At 32.3% G+C, this 14,473-nt stretch carries 14 protein-coding genes; 4 read left to right on the top strand and 10 right to left on the bottom strand.

The window, feature by feature from the left end; genetic code table 11:
* Nucleotide 1: 1 nt before the first annotated feature.
* The 4 genes from LQ189_RS00330 to LQ189_RS00315 all read right to left on the bottom strand — a co-directional run bounded on the left by LQ189_RS00330 (nt 2) and on the right by LQ189_RS00315 (nt 4,380).
* The gene (locus LQ189_RS00330) at nt 2-2,194 is read right to left on the bottom strand and encodes a peptidase domain-containing ABC transporter (RefSeq protein ID WP_230153813.1); all 2,193 of its coding nucleotides are present in this window, start codon (nt 2,192-2,194) and stop codon (nt 2-4) included.
* Nucleotides 2,195-2,310: 116 nt separating this feature from the next.
* A complete protein-coding gene (locus LQ189_RS00325; protein ID WP_230153812.1) occupies nt 2,311-2,499 on the bottom strand; it encodes a hypothetical protein in 189 nt (62 codons plus the stop codon).
* Nucleotides 2,500-2,524: 25 nt separating this feature from the next.
* Entirely contained in the window at nt 2,525-2,725 is a 201-nt protein-coding gene (locus LQ189_RS00320) for a hypothetical protein (RefSeq protein ID WP_230153811.1), read from the bottom strand.
* 98 nt (nt 2,726-2,823) lie between these two features.
* Nucleotides 2,824-4,380: a vitamin K epoxide reductase family protein gene (locus tag LQ189_RS00315; protein ID WP_230153810.1), complete on the bottom strand. Its 1,557-nt coding sequence runs from the start codon at nt 4,378-4,380 to the stop codon at nt 2,824-2,826.
* Between the two features lie 242 nt (nt 4,381-4,622).
* Here LQ189_RS00315 and LQ189_RS00310 point away from each other — a divergent pair, with 242 nt between their 5' ends.
* Nucleotides 4,623-4,889 (top strand): hypothetical protein, encoded by a 267-nt coding sequence (locus tag LQ189_RS00310; protein ID WP_230153809.1) that lies wholly within the window; start codon nt 4,623-4,625, stop codon nt 4,887-4,889.
* Here the strand turns inward: LQ189_RS00310 and LQ189_RS00305 are convergent.
* Nucleotides 4,886-6,688, bottom strand: a complete 1,803-nt coding sequence (locus LQ189_RS00305; RefSeq protein WP_230153808.1) for a helix-turn-helix domain-containing protein — start codon at nt 6,686-6,688, stop codon at nt 4,886-4,888. The two genes, LQ189_RS00310 and LQ189_RS00305, sit on opposite strands and share 4 nt — an antisense overlap.
* A 146-nt stretch (nt 6,689-6,834) precedes the next feature.
* Between LQ189_RS00305 and LQ189_RS00300 the strand changes: the two genes are divergently transcribed.
* From LQ189_RS00300 to LQ189_RS00290, 3 genes are all read left to right on the top strand, one after another.
* Entirely contained in the window at nt 6,835-8,013 is a 1,179-nt protein-coding gene (locus LQ189_RS00300) for an acyl-CoA dehydrogenase family protein (RefSeq protein ID WP_230153807.1), read from the top strand.
* Nucleotides 8,014-8,104: 91 nt separating this feature from the next.
* Nucleotides 8,105-8,887 carry a DUF3050 domain-containing protein gene (locus tag LQ189_RS00295; protein ID WP_230153806.1) on the top strand — a complete coding sequence of 261 codons (783 nt, stop codon included), beginning with the start codon at nt 8,105-8,107 and terminating at the stop codon, nt 8,885-8,887.
* Between the two features lie 93 nt (nt 8,888-8,980).
* Entirely contained in the window at nt 8,981-9,877 is an 897-nt protein-coding gene (locus LQ189_RS00290) for a serine/threonine protein phosphatase (protein WP_230153805.1), read from the top strand.
* 62 nt (nt 9,878-9,939) lie between these two features.
* Here the strand turns inward: LQ189_RS00290 and LQ189_RS00285 are convergent, their stop codons facing one another.
* Genes LQ189_RS00285 through LQ189_RS00265 form a run of 5 tightly spaced genes read right to left on the bottom strand, consistent with a single transcriptional unit; the run spans nt 9,940 to nt 14,472 of the window.
* The gene (locus LQ189_RS00285) at nt 9,940-10,956 is read right to left on the bottom strand and encodes a hypothetical protein (protein WP_230153804.1); all 1,017 of its coding nucleotides are present in this window, start codon (nt 10,954-10,956) and stop codon (nt 9,940-9,942) included.
* Nucleotides 10,937-12,562: an NAD(P)-binding protein gene (locus LQ189_RS00280; protein WP_230153803.1), complete on the bottom strand. Its 1,626-nt coding sequence runs from the start codon at nt 12,560-12,562 to the stop codon at nt 10,937-10,939. Before LQ189_RS00280 ends, LQ189_RS00285 begins: the two co-directional genes overlap by 20 nt.
* Nucleotides 12,540-14,057, bottom strand: a complete 1,518-nt coding sequence (locus LQ189_RS00275; RefSeq protein ID WP_230153802.1) for a polyamine aminopropyltransferase — start codon at nt 14,055-14,057, stop codon at nt 12,540-12,542. The genes LQ189_RS00280 and LQ189_RS00275 overlap by 23 nt, the downstream gene beginning before the upstream one ends.
* Nucleotides 14,050-14,265: a DUF350 domain-containing protein gene (locus LQ189_RS00270; RefSeq protein WP_144891223.1), complete on the bottom strand. Its 216-nt coding sequence runs from the start codon at nt 14,263-14,265 to the stop codon at nt 14,050-14,052. The genes LQ189_RS00275 and LQ189_RS00270 overlap by 8 nt, the downstream gene beginning before the upstream one ends.
* Nucleotides 14,266-14,286: 21 nt before the next feature.
* Entirely contained in the window at nt 14,287-14,472 is a 186-nt protein-coding gene (locus tag LQ189_RS00265; protein ID WP_158728589.1) for a hypothetical protein, read from the bottom strand.
* Nucleotide 14,473: the final 1 nt, after the last annotated feature.

The following is a 14,473-nucleotide window of genomic DNA, read 5'->3' as shown; positions in this document are numbered from 1 at the left end:
ATTAATTTCCTAATTGCAATTGATTTCGAACCAATTCAAAATAATTCCCTTTTTGTTCTACCAATTCAGAATGGCTTCCTATTTCAATGATTTTTCCTTTATCGAGTACTACAATTTGATCTGCATTCATTACGGTACTCAAACGGTGCGCTATAACCACTACTGTTTTGTTTTTGAAAAAAAGATCTAATTTACTCATAATTACTTTTTCATTATTAGCATCCAAAGCCGAAGTAGCCTCATCAAAAAACAACATTTCTGGGTTTTTATATACTGCTCTAGCAATAAGCAATCGCTGCTTTTGCCCAGTACTCATTCCTACTCCTTCCGAGCCAATTTTAGTATTGTATCCTAATGGAAGACCATTAATATAATCGCTAATATTAGCCACATCTGCTGCATACACTAAGCGGTCTTTATTGACTTTATCAACACCTACCGCAATATTATTTGCAATAGTATCATTAAAGATAAATCCTTCTTGCATAACCGCTCCAATACAATTTCTCCAAGCCCTCTGAGAAATATTTTTAAGTGGCGCATTACCCACAAGGACTTCTCCTTTCTCTGGTTCATAGAATTTTAAAAGTAATTTCATTAAAGTAGTTTTACCGCTTCCACTAACACCCACAATTGCAGTTACTTTCTTAGCAGGAATCACCAAACTTAAGTCTTCTAGAACAGGCACATCTGAACCTAAATATCTATAAGTTAAATTTTTTATAGAAATATCTTGATTACTTGGTACCTCATGCATTTGAAATTCTTCTTGTTGTACCTCATCCTCCTTTTCATGAATCTCTGATAAGCGTGCTAAAGATATTTTAGCATCTTGCAATTCTCTAACAAAACCAATTAATTGGGCTATTGGACCATTTAATGTACCGACGATTCCATTTATTGCTAACATCATCCCGAAAGTCAACTGCCCATCAATAACTAATTTTGCTGAAACAAAAGTAATCATGATATTTTTCAATTCATTTATAATAGAAGACCCTATACTTTGAGTTTGTTCAAGTACTAAACCTTTCATAGAAACTTTAAACAACCTTGCTTGAACATGTTCCCAACCCCACCTTTTTTGTTTTTCAGCGTTATGCAATTTTATTTCCTGCATACCGTTAATAAGCTCCATAACTTTACTTTGCTCCTGACTCACTTCTGAAAACCGCTTATAATCCAAGGCTTCTCTACGTTTTAAAAACAAAGTAATCCAGATAAAATACAATAAACTACCTGCAAAAAATATAAAGAAAATCTGAAGATTATAATAGGCCAAAACCCCACCCATGACAATCATGTTAATGACAGAAAAAATCACATTTAGTGATGAAGTAGTCAAAATTCTTTCAATTCTACGATGGTCATTGATACGCTGCATGATATCTGCTGTCATTCGCACATCAAAAAACGAAATTGGCAAATTCATCAGCTTAATGAAAAAATCAGAAATTAACGATATATTAATTCTTGTCGATAAATGTAGTAGAATCCAACTTCGTATGAGTTCGATTCCTGTTCTCCCTACAAATAAAAAAATTTGCGCAAAGAGAATAAGATATACAAAACCCATGTTTTGATTTTGGATACCTATATCAACCAAACTCTGATTTAGAAATGGAAAAACTAATTGTAATAAAGTTCCTGCTAGTAAGCCAATACTTAACTGCACTAAAAAGGATTTATATTTCCATAAATATTGATAAAGAATACCAAAGCCTAAAGCTTTCTTTTCTTCCTTATCAAAATCAGTTTCAAAAAATTTGGGTGTAGTTTCTAACAATAATGCAACTCCTTCCTGAGTTTTGTCATCAGCATTGTTACCAATCCAAAATTTCAAAAATTCATTTTCATTATACTCTATTAACCCAAAACCTGGATCAGAAACATAATACCTGCCTTTTTTAACATGATATAGCACCACATAGTGTTCTTTATTCCAATGTAAAATACAAGGCAAAGGCGCCTCTTTAAGGCTTTCTAAATCAAGTTTTACTCCTAAAGTTCTAAAGCCCACACGATCTGCGGCATCACTCAAAAAAAGTAAATTACTACCTTCACGGGTAGTTTCAGAATAATCGCGTAATTGCTGAATATTAATTGTTCTACCATAGTATTTCGAAACTATTTTTAAACAGGTAGGTCCACAATCTTTCGCATCCGCTTGAATGTATGATGGAAACTTTTTCAATTTAAGGATTTATTATTATGAAGGCAAAGTAATACTAATATTTCAAATCTACACTCTGAAAAAATTAGAGAGAAAATAAATTTTCTCTCTAAGAATTTTGAATTGAAAAATTTGAACTAAAGACAAATATTTTCTGTTACTATGCATTTACCTAAAACGATTACTCCACCATCCATTGCACACTGAGCTGGTGTCGCAATATACCTGAAAGTTCTAAGACATACATTAATACCTCCGTTAATTTCTTTTTGCTCCTTATTTGATAATTGTTGAGCACCTTCTAAGTTTAAAATGTTTTTTAACATGATTTAATGATTTAATAATTTATTATTAATAACAACATTTTCCGCAAGCTGCAATGATTGAGTTCCCATTTGCATCTTCAACAGGACATCCTGTCGCAGGTTTTGGATAGCAAATGCTATTAGACCATACATCAGCACATACCTTGGTAATTCCTCCTTTAATTGATTTTTGCTCATTGCTAGATAATGCAATAGCACCTTCTAAGTTTAAAATGTTTTTTAACATGATTTAAAGTTTAATAATTTACTTTTCTCAATCATTTAAAGACAGTTGAGATTTCTGTCTATTCTTGGCCAAGAATATTTTTTATAGTATTTTAATTTTTATTTATTTTTTAATGTTTGTCTTTCTTCTTCAAAATCATTCAAGAAATATTTTATATCAGTCAATTCATATTCATCAGGAAACAATTCACCATTAACAATTTTTACTGGGGTAAAATTGAAATTGTTTACCAAACACCATTCATACTGTTTTATCATTTGATCATTCACTATCTTATCAAATGACGATGAAGACCATTTTACTTTCCATTCTATCAAACTCATGTTTTTAATGTGCCAATCTACTAGAGCTTCTTTAGCCACCTCTTCATTAGATGTATTTAATACCAATAAAGTTTCCACAACTGACAAATACTCATTGCTGCTGTTTTCAGGGTTTACATTAAACAATATGTTGAGATATACCTTGCTTTTATTTTTTTGGAATAAATCCAATGCATCTTGAAATGCCTTATGACAATGACCACAACTTGGACTTAAAAAAAGAGTCAATGAAATAGTTGCATTACTATCACCGTATTGAATTCCTTTTAATTTTTCAAAACCTTCTACTACTTCTACTTTTTTACTAAAAGATTTAAACACTTTAAAATTTCTTTTAAGACGTTTGTAAACATTTAATTTGTCTTTCAACATAATATTCTCTTCCATTATGGGTCTGATAAAAAACCAACTTGAGGTAATCAATATGGAAGATATTACATAAGCAAAAGAATTACATAATGTGAAATAGTTAAAAGGTTCTAAATTTAAAAAGATAAGCATTCCTTGTGCCAAAATAACTACTGATACTAATAAACACAGAAAACACCATTTTTTTAAAGTCACTTTTTGAAGCCATACTGAATAACCTAAAAAAGGAATTGAAATCAAACTCAAACCAACAATCAATGAGCTTGAATTAATTGGATCTATAAGCAATGCTAAAAAATTAGTTCCAAAAAAAAGAATAGGCAAATCATAAAAACTTAACCCTTTAAAAATTTCACTTTTTTTTGATTTTATTACGGATTCACATGAAGCTTGGGCGCTTACGTTACAAAGTTTTGATCCAATTTCTGTTTTGATTCCAAATTTTTCTTGCAAAATCAAAACACTTGCTAATAACCCCATAATTGTTAGCCCTAACATAGAGAAACTAAGGGCTGAAAAATTAAATAAAGAAAGTGATAAAGAAACTAATAGTACGACAGGCAATAAATACCATACCCATTTTGAAAAACCATTTTTTATTTTAATATTATTTAACTCGATATTTGATCCTATAATAACAACAATCTGACTCCATTCTTTTAAAAATTCATCAGAAGAGATAATGCGTCTTTTCCCTTTTTCATTCTCAATTAATACTGATGAATTTTCTTTTTTAGTTAGAACAAGTTCTCCATTATGCATGGTCAAAAAATATTCAGGCAATTCAATAAATTGTTCTTTGGGAATTTTAACTGCTAAATTATCAATCGACAAATAACTTAATGTATCTGTAACTGCATATAAACTTGGATAATTGGGATGAGATAAAAAAGCCTCTTCAAATAATTCTTTTTGATTATAATACTTGTTTAGGTTTAAGTATTTTTTTATGATGTTTAACATAGTATTAGCCTCTTTATATTTTATTGACAAGGCAAATTTTAATGTATTTTAAGTGTAAACAAAACAAATACAACCGCAATTTTTAAATTGTAACTGATACAATTTATAAATTAACATAGTGTAAAAAAAATACAATTAATTAATAATCAATTATTTGTAAATTAATTTTTCAAAGTAAGTCAGGACTTTAAAAAACAAACTAAATGATTAACTAAATTTGAAGAAATAAATATTGAAAGAAAATGAAAAACAACAAATCGAAAATTAGTGAATTTGAGAAGTACTCTTTGTCAACTAAATCTCAAACTATAATTAAAGGAGGTCAACCTGATGGGTGGTTAAATACAAATGATCTTGATGAAAATGAATTACCTGAAGACCCCACCAACCCAGGGGGGCAAAATGGAACAGGTGGACCAGGTGGATCACCAATAATTTCAACTTATATCAAATCGGAAATAGTTGATCAAATTAAACCAAATACACAATACTTTACAATTAAACCTTAATTATCATTTACATCTAACTTATCCAATTTTTGGGCAAATTGAACTGGACTAAGTCCAGTTTTTTTGTTAAATGTCCTTGCAAAAGAAGTTGCATTTTTATACCCAACACTTTCAGCTATGGCTTGAGTAGAGTATTTTCTATATAATGAATTCTTGATCATTTGCGCTACAACATAGTTAACTTTCAATTCGTTTGCATATTCACTAAATGTTTTTTGAAAATTTTTATTTACCACATACGATAAATATGTTGTATTTGTTTTGATTTTTTTAGCCACAAATTGAAGTGTAAAATCTTGATTTAAGAAAACTTCTTTTTCTTCAAGTTCTTTTAATTTATTTAATAATTGAATCTCTTTCTCTACGTCTAAATTTAATGAAGCACTACTATTTTGTAGATTTTCAATACTCGCTTCAAACTCAACATTAGAATCACTTACAATTTTGTTATCTAACTTTTTATATTGGTCCATAATGTCATTAAACTTGGCTTCCTCGGTTTTCCTAAGTTTATAACCTCGTACGACAAAAAAGATTAACAAAGCAATAGTGATTAATAATAAATACAAACCTAATTTCCTTAAAACAACTTGAGTGATATACTTATCATGTAATTGCTGCATTTCATTTTTTAAACCCAAATTGTTTTGAATAATGCTAATTTTTTGTTTTTCTTCTACTAACTTCAGCTCATTTTTCTCAAAATTTTTGAGATAGATAGAAGCATATTGAATTGCTTTATCGTAATCCTTTTTAATTTCATAAATTTTAGATTGATAATATTTGGAATTAGTATATTCATCAGGCCTAGAATTATCAATATTATATAGAGAATCTACTTTATTAAAATAAACCAAAGACTTTTCATACTTTTTAGCCACGAAATAAGAATATCCTAAATTATAGGAGGCAATGTAAAGCTCTTCTTTTAAATTATTATCTTTACTTTCAACTAAAACATTTTGATATATATTTATAGCACTATCTATTTTATTTAATTCTGTATAAAGCAGTGCAATGTTGTTTTGAACTTTAATTTTATTAGATAAAGCGTGCTTAGAATAAGGAATCGCCTTTTTGTAAAAAAACATAGCCGAATCTAAAAATTTCCTATTCACTTTACTTGTATCATTTTTAAATAAAGCTTCATAGTTTACACCCAAATCAGAAAACAAATTAGATTTAGTTATAAAAAAGTCATCATGATTAAATAAAATATTATTTTTTTGGATTAACTTTTCAGAATTTTTAAGTGATTTTATTGCTAACTTATAATTTCCTATTCCGTAGTTAATTCCCGCAATATTCATTTCCATCTTTACAACCTGTATAATATCATTAGCCTTTTTTGAAAACTCTAAACCTTTGTTAAGTTTTAATAAAGCTGAACTTAATTTACCTCTTAATCGGTCAATAACTCCCATGTAGTTATTTAAATAAGCTAAAGTCCTGTATTTTTTTTCTGAATTTGGAATTTTTGCAGAAAGCCTAATTGCTTCATTAATTTCTTGATTTGATCGTACTGTATCGCCTTTGATTTGATTTAAAAATGCAATAGAGCCTTTGGCAAAAATTTTTTGTTCAAAATCTATTGATTTTTCTAATCTCTTTGCAACAATTAAAGCACTATCAGGGTAAGAGCTTGCTAATCTCCTAATTTCATCTTGAAAATGTGTGTATTGATTTATTTCAAAAACCTTTTGTGCTTGAAGTGGTAAATAAAAAAATGAAAAGAAAGAGATCAGATATAAAAAATAAGTTTTCATTTGTTGTTTTTTTGAGCCTGTAAAGAAACTCATTTTTTAAGAGATATCAGAATTTCACAAATAATCTATAAAAATCAATTGAAATTTAATTAAAAAATCAAGTCGTACAAAAATATAACAATTGTTAATGGTTTTGTTATATTTCTTTATGTAAATTTGTAGCTATAAAATTCTAAACCATGAAACCAGACTTATTTCAATCACCAGATTATTATAACTTAGACGATTTACTAACCGAAGAACACAAACTAGTGCGCGAATCGGCACGTGCTTGGGTAAAAAAAAAAGTATCGCCTATTATTGAAGACTTTGCACAACGTGCTGAATTCCCGAAACAAATTATAAAAGGTTTGGGTGAAATTGGTGGTTTTGGTCCGTACATCCCTGTTGAATACGGAGGTGCTGGTTTAGACCAAATATCATACGGTTTGATCATGCAAGAAATTGAGCGCGGAGATTCTGGTGTTCGTTCTACTTCATCTGTGCAATCCTCTTTAGTGATGTATCCTATTTGGAAATATGGAAACGAAGAGCAACGCATGAAATACTTACCAAAATTAGCTACCGGAGAATTCATGGGTTGTTTTGGCTTGACCGAACCTGATCATGGATCTAATCCTGGTGGAATGACAACCAACTTTAAGGACATGGGTGACCATTACCTTTTAAATGGTGCCAAAATGTGGATTTCTAATGCTCCGTTTGCAGATATTGCTGTAGTTTGGGCTAAAAATGAAGAAGGTAGAATTCACGGTTTGATTGTAGAGCGTGGCATGGAAGGTTTCACTACTCCAGAAACGCACAACAAATGGTCGCTTCGTGCATCATCTACAGGAGAATTAATTTTTGACAACGTAAAGGTTCCAAAAGAAAACCTTTTACCAAATAAATCTGGATTAGGAGCACCGCTTGGTTGCTTAGACTCGGCTCGTTACGGAATTGCTTGGGGCGCTATTGGTGCCGCTATGGATTGCTACGATACTGCTTTGCGTTATGCTAAAGAAAGAATTCAGTTTGACAAACCAATTGCAGGAACACAATTACAACAAAAGAAATTGGCGGAAATGATTACCGAAATCACCAAAGCACAATTACTAACTTGGAGACTTGGTGTTTTACGAAATGAAGGAAAAGCAACAACGGCTCAAATCTCGATGGCCAAAAGAAACAATGTTGACATGGCTATCAATATAGCTCGTGAAGCCAGACAAATTTTAGGTGGAATGGGGATTACTGGAGAATACTCAATTATGCGCCACATGATGAACTTAGAATCTGTAATTACATACGAAGGGACACACGACATTCACTTGCTAATCACAGGTATGGATATTACTGGAATTCCAGCTTTTAAGTAGTAGTAAACGTTTATTAAAGTATACTTAAAAATGATAACAAAGGCTTCTTGGAAACAAGAAGCTTTTTTATCTTTACACAAAAATACCACCTATGAATATTGCCACAATAAACAAAAGTATTCAATCACAAAAAGAACAATTACTGCAGCACACATTGTACAACAAAGTGAGAACAATTGAAGATTTACAGTGTTTTCTTGAAAATCACGTCTACGCTGTTTGGGATTTTATGTCACTTTTAAAAGCGCTTCAGTCAAAGCTTACCTGCACAACAACACCTTGGTTTGCAACTGTAAATCCTGAAACGAGATATTTAATCAATGAAATTGTATTAGCCGAAGAGTCTGATTTGACTCTTGATGGTAAACGTTCCAGTCATTATGAAATGTATATTGAGGCCATGGAAGCGTGTCAAGCAGATACCAATGGAATCAAAAGCTTTTTACAAGAAGTAGACTCTTTGAAAAATATTTTTGTTGCTATTAAAACAAGTAATTTACATCCCAACATTAAAGCTTTTTTAGACTTTACTTTCCGAGTTATTGAAGAAGGTAAATCTCATGAAATTGCCGCTGCTTTCACTTTTGGTAGAGAAGATTTAATTCCAAGTATGTTTACTGAAATCTTGAAGAACTTTCAAGCTAATTTCCCTGAAACAGACTTGAGTAAACTTATCTATTATTTTGAAAGACATATTGAACTTGACGGTGACGAACACGGACCAATGGCCATGAAAATGATCACAGAGCTATGTGGTACTGACGAACAAAAATGGTCAGATGTGGAGGAAGTTTCGAAAATGGCATTAGAAAAAAGAATTGGACTTTGGGATGCTATAGAAGAGTCATTAACACTAAATGTCGCTTTGGCTTAAGCCAGGATTTTAAATAATAAATACGGTAAAGAGTAGGCTTATGGACTACTTTTTACCGTATTTTTTTTATCTTTATTGCACTAAAAAGCAAAGATGTCATCCCAAAAAAGATTAACAAGAGCATACACAGAAGCAGCAAGAATTCCCTTTGATGACACATCAAAATTCATTTTATTTAGTGATTGCCACAGAAGTGATAATAGTTTTGCAGATGACTTTGCAGACAATAGAAATGTGTATTTTCACGCCATGACCCAATATTACAAAGAAGGCTTTTCTTATTTTGAACTTGGTGACGGTGATGAATTATGGGAAAACGTCTATTTCAAAACCATTTTTGAAGCCCATAAAAGCGTGTACTTGTTGTTAAAAAAATTCCACGATTCAAATCGGTATTTTAAAATTTGGGGGAATCATGAAATGAATTTTAAGGACAAAAAAAATGTTGAAAAAATACTGTTTACCTATACCAATACTCAAAACGATACCGTTCAGCCCCTGTTTACTGGTATTCAATGTCACGAAGCTTTAGTTCTACAACATAAAGAAACCAAACAAGAATTGTTTTTAACCCACGGTCATCAAGCCGATTATATGAATTATGTAGGTTGGAAAATAAATCGGTTTTTAGTACGAATATTATGGAGACCACTGCAAATATGGGGAATTTCTGATCCTACAAGTCCAGCAAAAAATTATGTGGAACGCATAAAAATTGAACTCAGAATAAAAAAATGGATTGCAAATAACAATAGGAAACTTACCATTGTAGGACATACACACAGACCTAGTTTTTCTTATCCCAATGCTCATACTGTTCCTTATTTTAACGACGGTAGTTGCGTACATCCGCGTAGCATAACCGGAATAGAAATCGTTGAAGGAACCATAACATTAATAAAATGGTTTATTGATACTAAAGAAGATGGTACGCTGCAGGTAGTAAAAGAAATCCTTGAAGGCCCCACACTTTTAAAAGACTATATTTAAACTGTTGCGAAAAGATTACTTCGCAGAACGAAAATTAAAAACCGACTTTACACAGCAAATTTTTACTTGGATTTCCAAATAAAACCATCAAGCAAGTAATGGGTAAATTGAGGTACTGTGAGTAAGGGAACCAAGATAAATTGCCAGCTAGAAAAATCATAATTAACAACAGCAAACTGATCGTTCCAAACCAATATTTCCCAAAAATATTCTTCGCAAAAAGCGATAAAAAGCACAAAACTAATAAAAAGAAGTACTCCTCTAGCGCCACGCAGAGAACCTAAAAAACGATATGAATTGGTACTATTTTTTTGAATGTCATTAAGATAAATCAAAGCCATATACGGAATACCGTGAGAAACCACATTGAGTAACGTAAAAACCAAATCATTATTAAAATATACGATTCCGAAATACCATGATAAAAAAGTTCCGGCAATAATGGCATTTTTTGGAATATTAAAATACTGATCTTTTACATATTTATACCCCGTAAAAACTAGATAACTTACAAGAATTAGTGCGTAAACCCAACCCAATACACTTAAAATCCCTTGATGTTCAAGTTTTACAAAATCATGGGGCGTGAACCAGTTGAAAGCTCTAGGTGTTGAGAAAAACCAATACAACATAGGATATCCTGTAGCGGTATAAATAACTAAAGCATCGAAAAAAGTACTCCACTTGGTTTTTACTTCTTTACGTGAATACAAGCGCATGAATCCATATTGCTGCCTTATAAAATGAAAAACAGCTACATACGCCAAGACTGACCAAAAGACAAGGCTTCCAAAACTAAAGAGAATCATACCAATTACAAAACATAAAATCGGGAGAAAAATCAATAAAGACCGTTTTTTTTGAAATGCCTCTGGAACAAAATACGTTTTAAACAAGGTAGCATACACATGAGCCACATCTATAAAAACAATCAGAAACAACCAGGTATAAAAGGAAAAATGCTCCTCCACATACTGTAACGCATCTTGAAATAAAAAAACAACAGCAACCAGAAAAAAAGCAGGTGCTAGAATAAAAACAACATCTGTTTTAGGCTTATCAATCCACGGTTGTTCCATCTAGAATTGTGTTAACAATATTAATACCTTGATGAAATGCTTCTTCAAAAATTGAAATTCCAGCCAAATCAGAATGAGCAAATAAAATCCGATTATCAATGCTAGCTGAAGCTTCTTTTTTGGCTTGACCAAAAATAAAATCCGGAACAGGACTAATCATTCCATGTCCCAATCTATGAATGTGTATGTCCTCTATAAAACTTTCAATGGTGGGATGTGCCATTTTTAAATCGTTAAGAACTATTTGTTTCCAATAGCTTTCTTTTTGGGAGTACAAAAGTCTGCGATTTTCCTTGATCTCAACCGTTGAAAAACTATAGTAGTACGTAATCACTTTTTTGGGTTGGATTTGCTCTAAAGTTTGATGTTGGTCGTAGATATACCCCAACCCTTTTGAACCATAAATTACATTGTCCCAACACAAAGGAAAACTACCATTATCTGGAAGTTCTGAAACTACTAGAGTTGCCAAAAACCATGGTGCGTAATGAAAATCTTTAGTGATTTTTTTTCGATCCTTAAAAAAGTATTGATTGACAAACTGAGGTGTAGCCATAATAACCTTATCGGCAATTATCTCAAGTGAAGTTTGATTTTGCGCATCATATGTGGCAGCAATTACTTTCTTATTTTCAATTTTTATATCAAATACAATGTGATTGGTTAGTGTTTTAGAATGAGCATATTTTTTTAAATGTGATGCTAAACGCGCATTTCCTTCTGGCCAAGTAAGTACGGTATCATTTCCATCTGGAGCCGTGTCTTGCTTACGAGCTGCAAAGTAGTGTATACCGGCCCAAGCCGAAACTTCTTTGATCCCTAAACCAAAATCATCTCTACAGCAATAATCAATGTAATTCAAGAGTGGTTGCGCTGTATACCCATCTTGCGCGCACCATTGCAGCATTGTCATTTTGTCTAAAGCTCGTATGGATGAGTCCTGAGAAGACTTGGATAACGGAATATCAAAATAATACACTCCATCTTTATCTTTACCCGTTCTAAAAGTACTCATCTTCAAGAAAAAATCTTGAATTTGTGCATCTTCATCTGGCGTGTTTCCAGTTTTTGGCACCAAACCTTCCTGCCAATTGTTTCTATAAAACAATCTTTCATCTGGTGCAAATGTGAGTTGTTGCGCATCAAATATTGGAAAACCCTCATGGTCATAACCTTGAATAATGGCTTCTTCCTCAAGAAAATCAAGCAGTTCTTGATCGGCTTTATTAGGCAATGGTAAGTAGTGCGCTCCTAGCGGATATTTAGAATACTTATTTTCTCCACTTGATGAATTTCCTCCCAAATGGTTTTCTAATTCCACCACTAAAAAATCATGAATTCCTTTTTTTGAAAATTGCCTAGCAGCACTTAGCCCGGATATTCCGCCTCCCACAATTAAATAGGGAATATGAATTTGCTTGGTTGGTTTTGGAAAGTTTTTGGTACGCAATCGGTGACCCAAGATATGATTGGTGCCAGACAAACGAATAAGAACCTGAATCACCTTTTCTTGACAAGCCTGCAAAAACGGAACTGCTAATAAAGCTAATCCAACCGTCTTTACAAAAAAGCGTCTCGAGGTATTATAATTTTCCCCATTCTTCATCAAAGTAGCGCACTAAAATTTGGTTATCTAATCGATTGATTTCAATGTCTTTTGAAATCATATCTTTGGCAAAATAATTGAATTTATCAAACTGATAATTGTAAAAACGCAACCCTTCTACTTGTCTGTTGACCCTGTTAAAATTAGTTTGAAACCCATTCAGAGCAATGGAAAACCCCCATTCTCCAAAAGAGGGAACATAGGCATGATACGCATCCACCTGAGGAAAAACTTCCATCATGGTTTTATTGATACACCAAAACGATTTTGGAGCAAAATACGGCGAGGTTGTTTGCACTACCACCACGGCATCAGGAGTTAAAATTTGTTTGAGGGTGCTGTAAAAACTCCAAGAATACAACTTCCCTAAGCTGTAATTTGAAGGATCTGGAAAGTCCACCACCACTACATCATATTGTTTTTTGGTATTCTTAGCCCATACAAAAGCATCTCTGTTGAGTACTTCTACTTTGGGATTATTCAAGGAATTTGCATTGAATTTAGTTAAAACAGAATTGGTTTGAAACATCTTGGTCATTCCTTCATCAAGATCTACAAGAGTAACATGCTTTACATCTTTGTATTTCAAAATTTCTCGAACGGCTAATCCGTCTCCACCGCCTAAAACCAAAACATTATCTACTTTTTTAGCCATAGACATAGCAGGATGCACCAGTGCTTCATGATATCTGTATTCATCTGTTGAGCTGAATTGCAAATTATTATTCAAGTACAAGCGGTAATCACTCTTGTTATGAGTAAGCACAATGCGCTGGTAGGGAGTTGCATTTGAGTAAATAATATTTTCCCCATACAGTTTACCCTCAGAATATGACAAAATAGAATTTGAAAACAAGTACACTACAAACAAGATTAAGAAAGCTCCAATGGCCTTGGTTCTTAATAGATATACGCTCTTCAATTCGGCTTTTAAAAGAAAGCACAAGGCAATGGCAATACTCACGTTGATCATCCCAAAAAACAAGGAAGTTCCCATGATTCCGAGTTTAGGAACCAACACTAACGGAAATAATATGGATGCCAATAATGCACCGATATAATCAAAAGTAAACACATTAGAAACCAAGTCTCTAAACTGTACTTTGTCTTTTAAAATGTTCATCAACAATGGGATTTCAAGTCCTACAAGACAGCCTGTTACAAACACCAAAAGGTATAAAATAAATTGAAAAGAGTACACGCTCTCAAACAGTAAGAACAGCACCACTGAACTTAAACCACCAATAAGTCCAACCAAGATTTCAATTTCAACAAAGGTGTTGAGCATGTTCTTAGTTAGGAATTTAGAAAAATAAGAACCTACTCCCATGGAGAAAAGATAGACCCCTATGATAAACGAAAACTGTTTCACTGAATCGCCTAATAAATAACTGGCAAGCGTTCCTGCGACTAGTTCATATACCAAACCACAGGTTGCAATTGTAAAAACAGCAAAAAGAAGTAGGTATTCAAACTTTAAAAATTTTTTACCCATGTATTGCGGCACTAATAATCATTGAAAAACCAATAATAAGTGCACCAAAAACAATAGCTACAGCGGTATTATTTTTTTCTGTAATTTGTTTCCAAGTATTCTCGGGAGTTAGTTTTTCAATAATAAAGTACGCTATCAGCAAAATGATAATTCCTAAAAGTGAAAAAACAAGCGAGTTTAAAATAGGTTTTGAAGCGATAAAATCCATATTTGATAGTTTAAAATTAATTTATTTATGATAAAAACGGTTTACTGCACCGCGTGAATTTGAAGAGGAAGGTCTATAATTTTCGGTAGATTCGCAATCACACAACTGACTTCCAGAGGTGTTGTAATATAAAAACAATGCATAAAAAAGTGCTCCTATTACAAGTGAAAGAGCATTACTGCGCATAAAATCTAAAATCTTATCCATA

Origin of the sequence: Flavobacterium sp. CECT 9288 (genome assembly GCF_918731615.1) — a bacterium.
Classification (GTDB): domain Bacteria; phylum Bacteroidota; class Bacteroidia; order Flavobacteriales; family Flavobacteriaceae; genus Flavobacterium.
The sequence above is the reverse complement of the archived record's forward strand: the minus strand, read 5'-3'. Positions and strand labels throughout refer to the sequence as shown.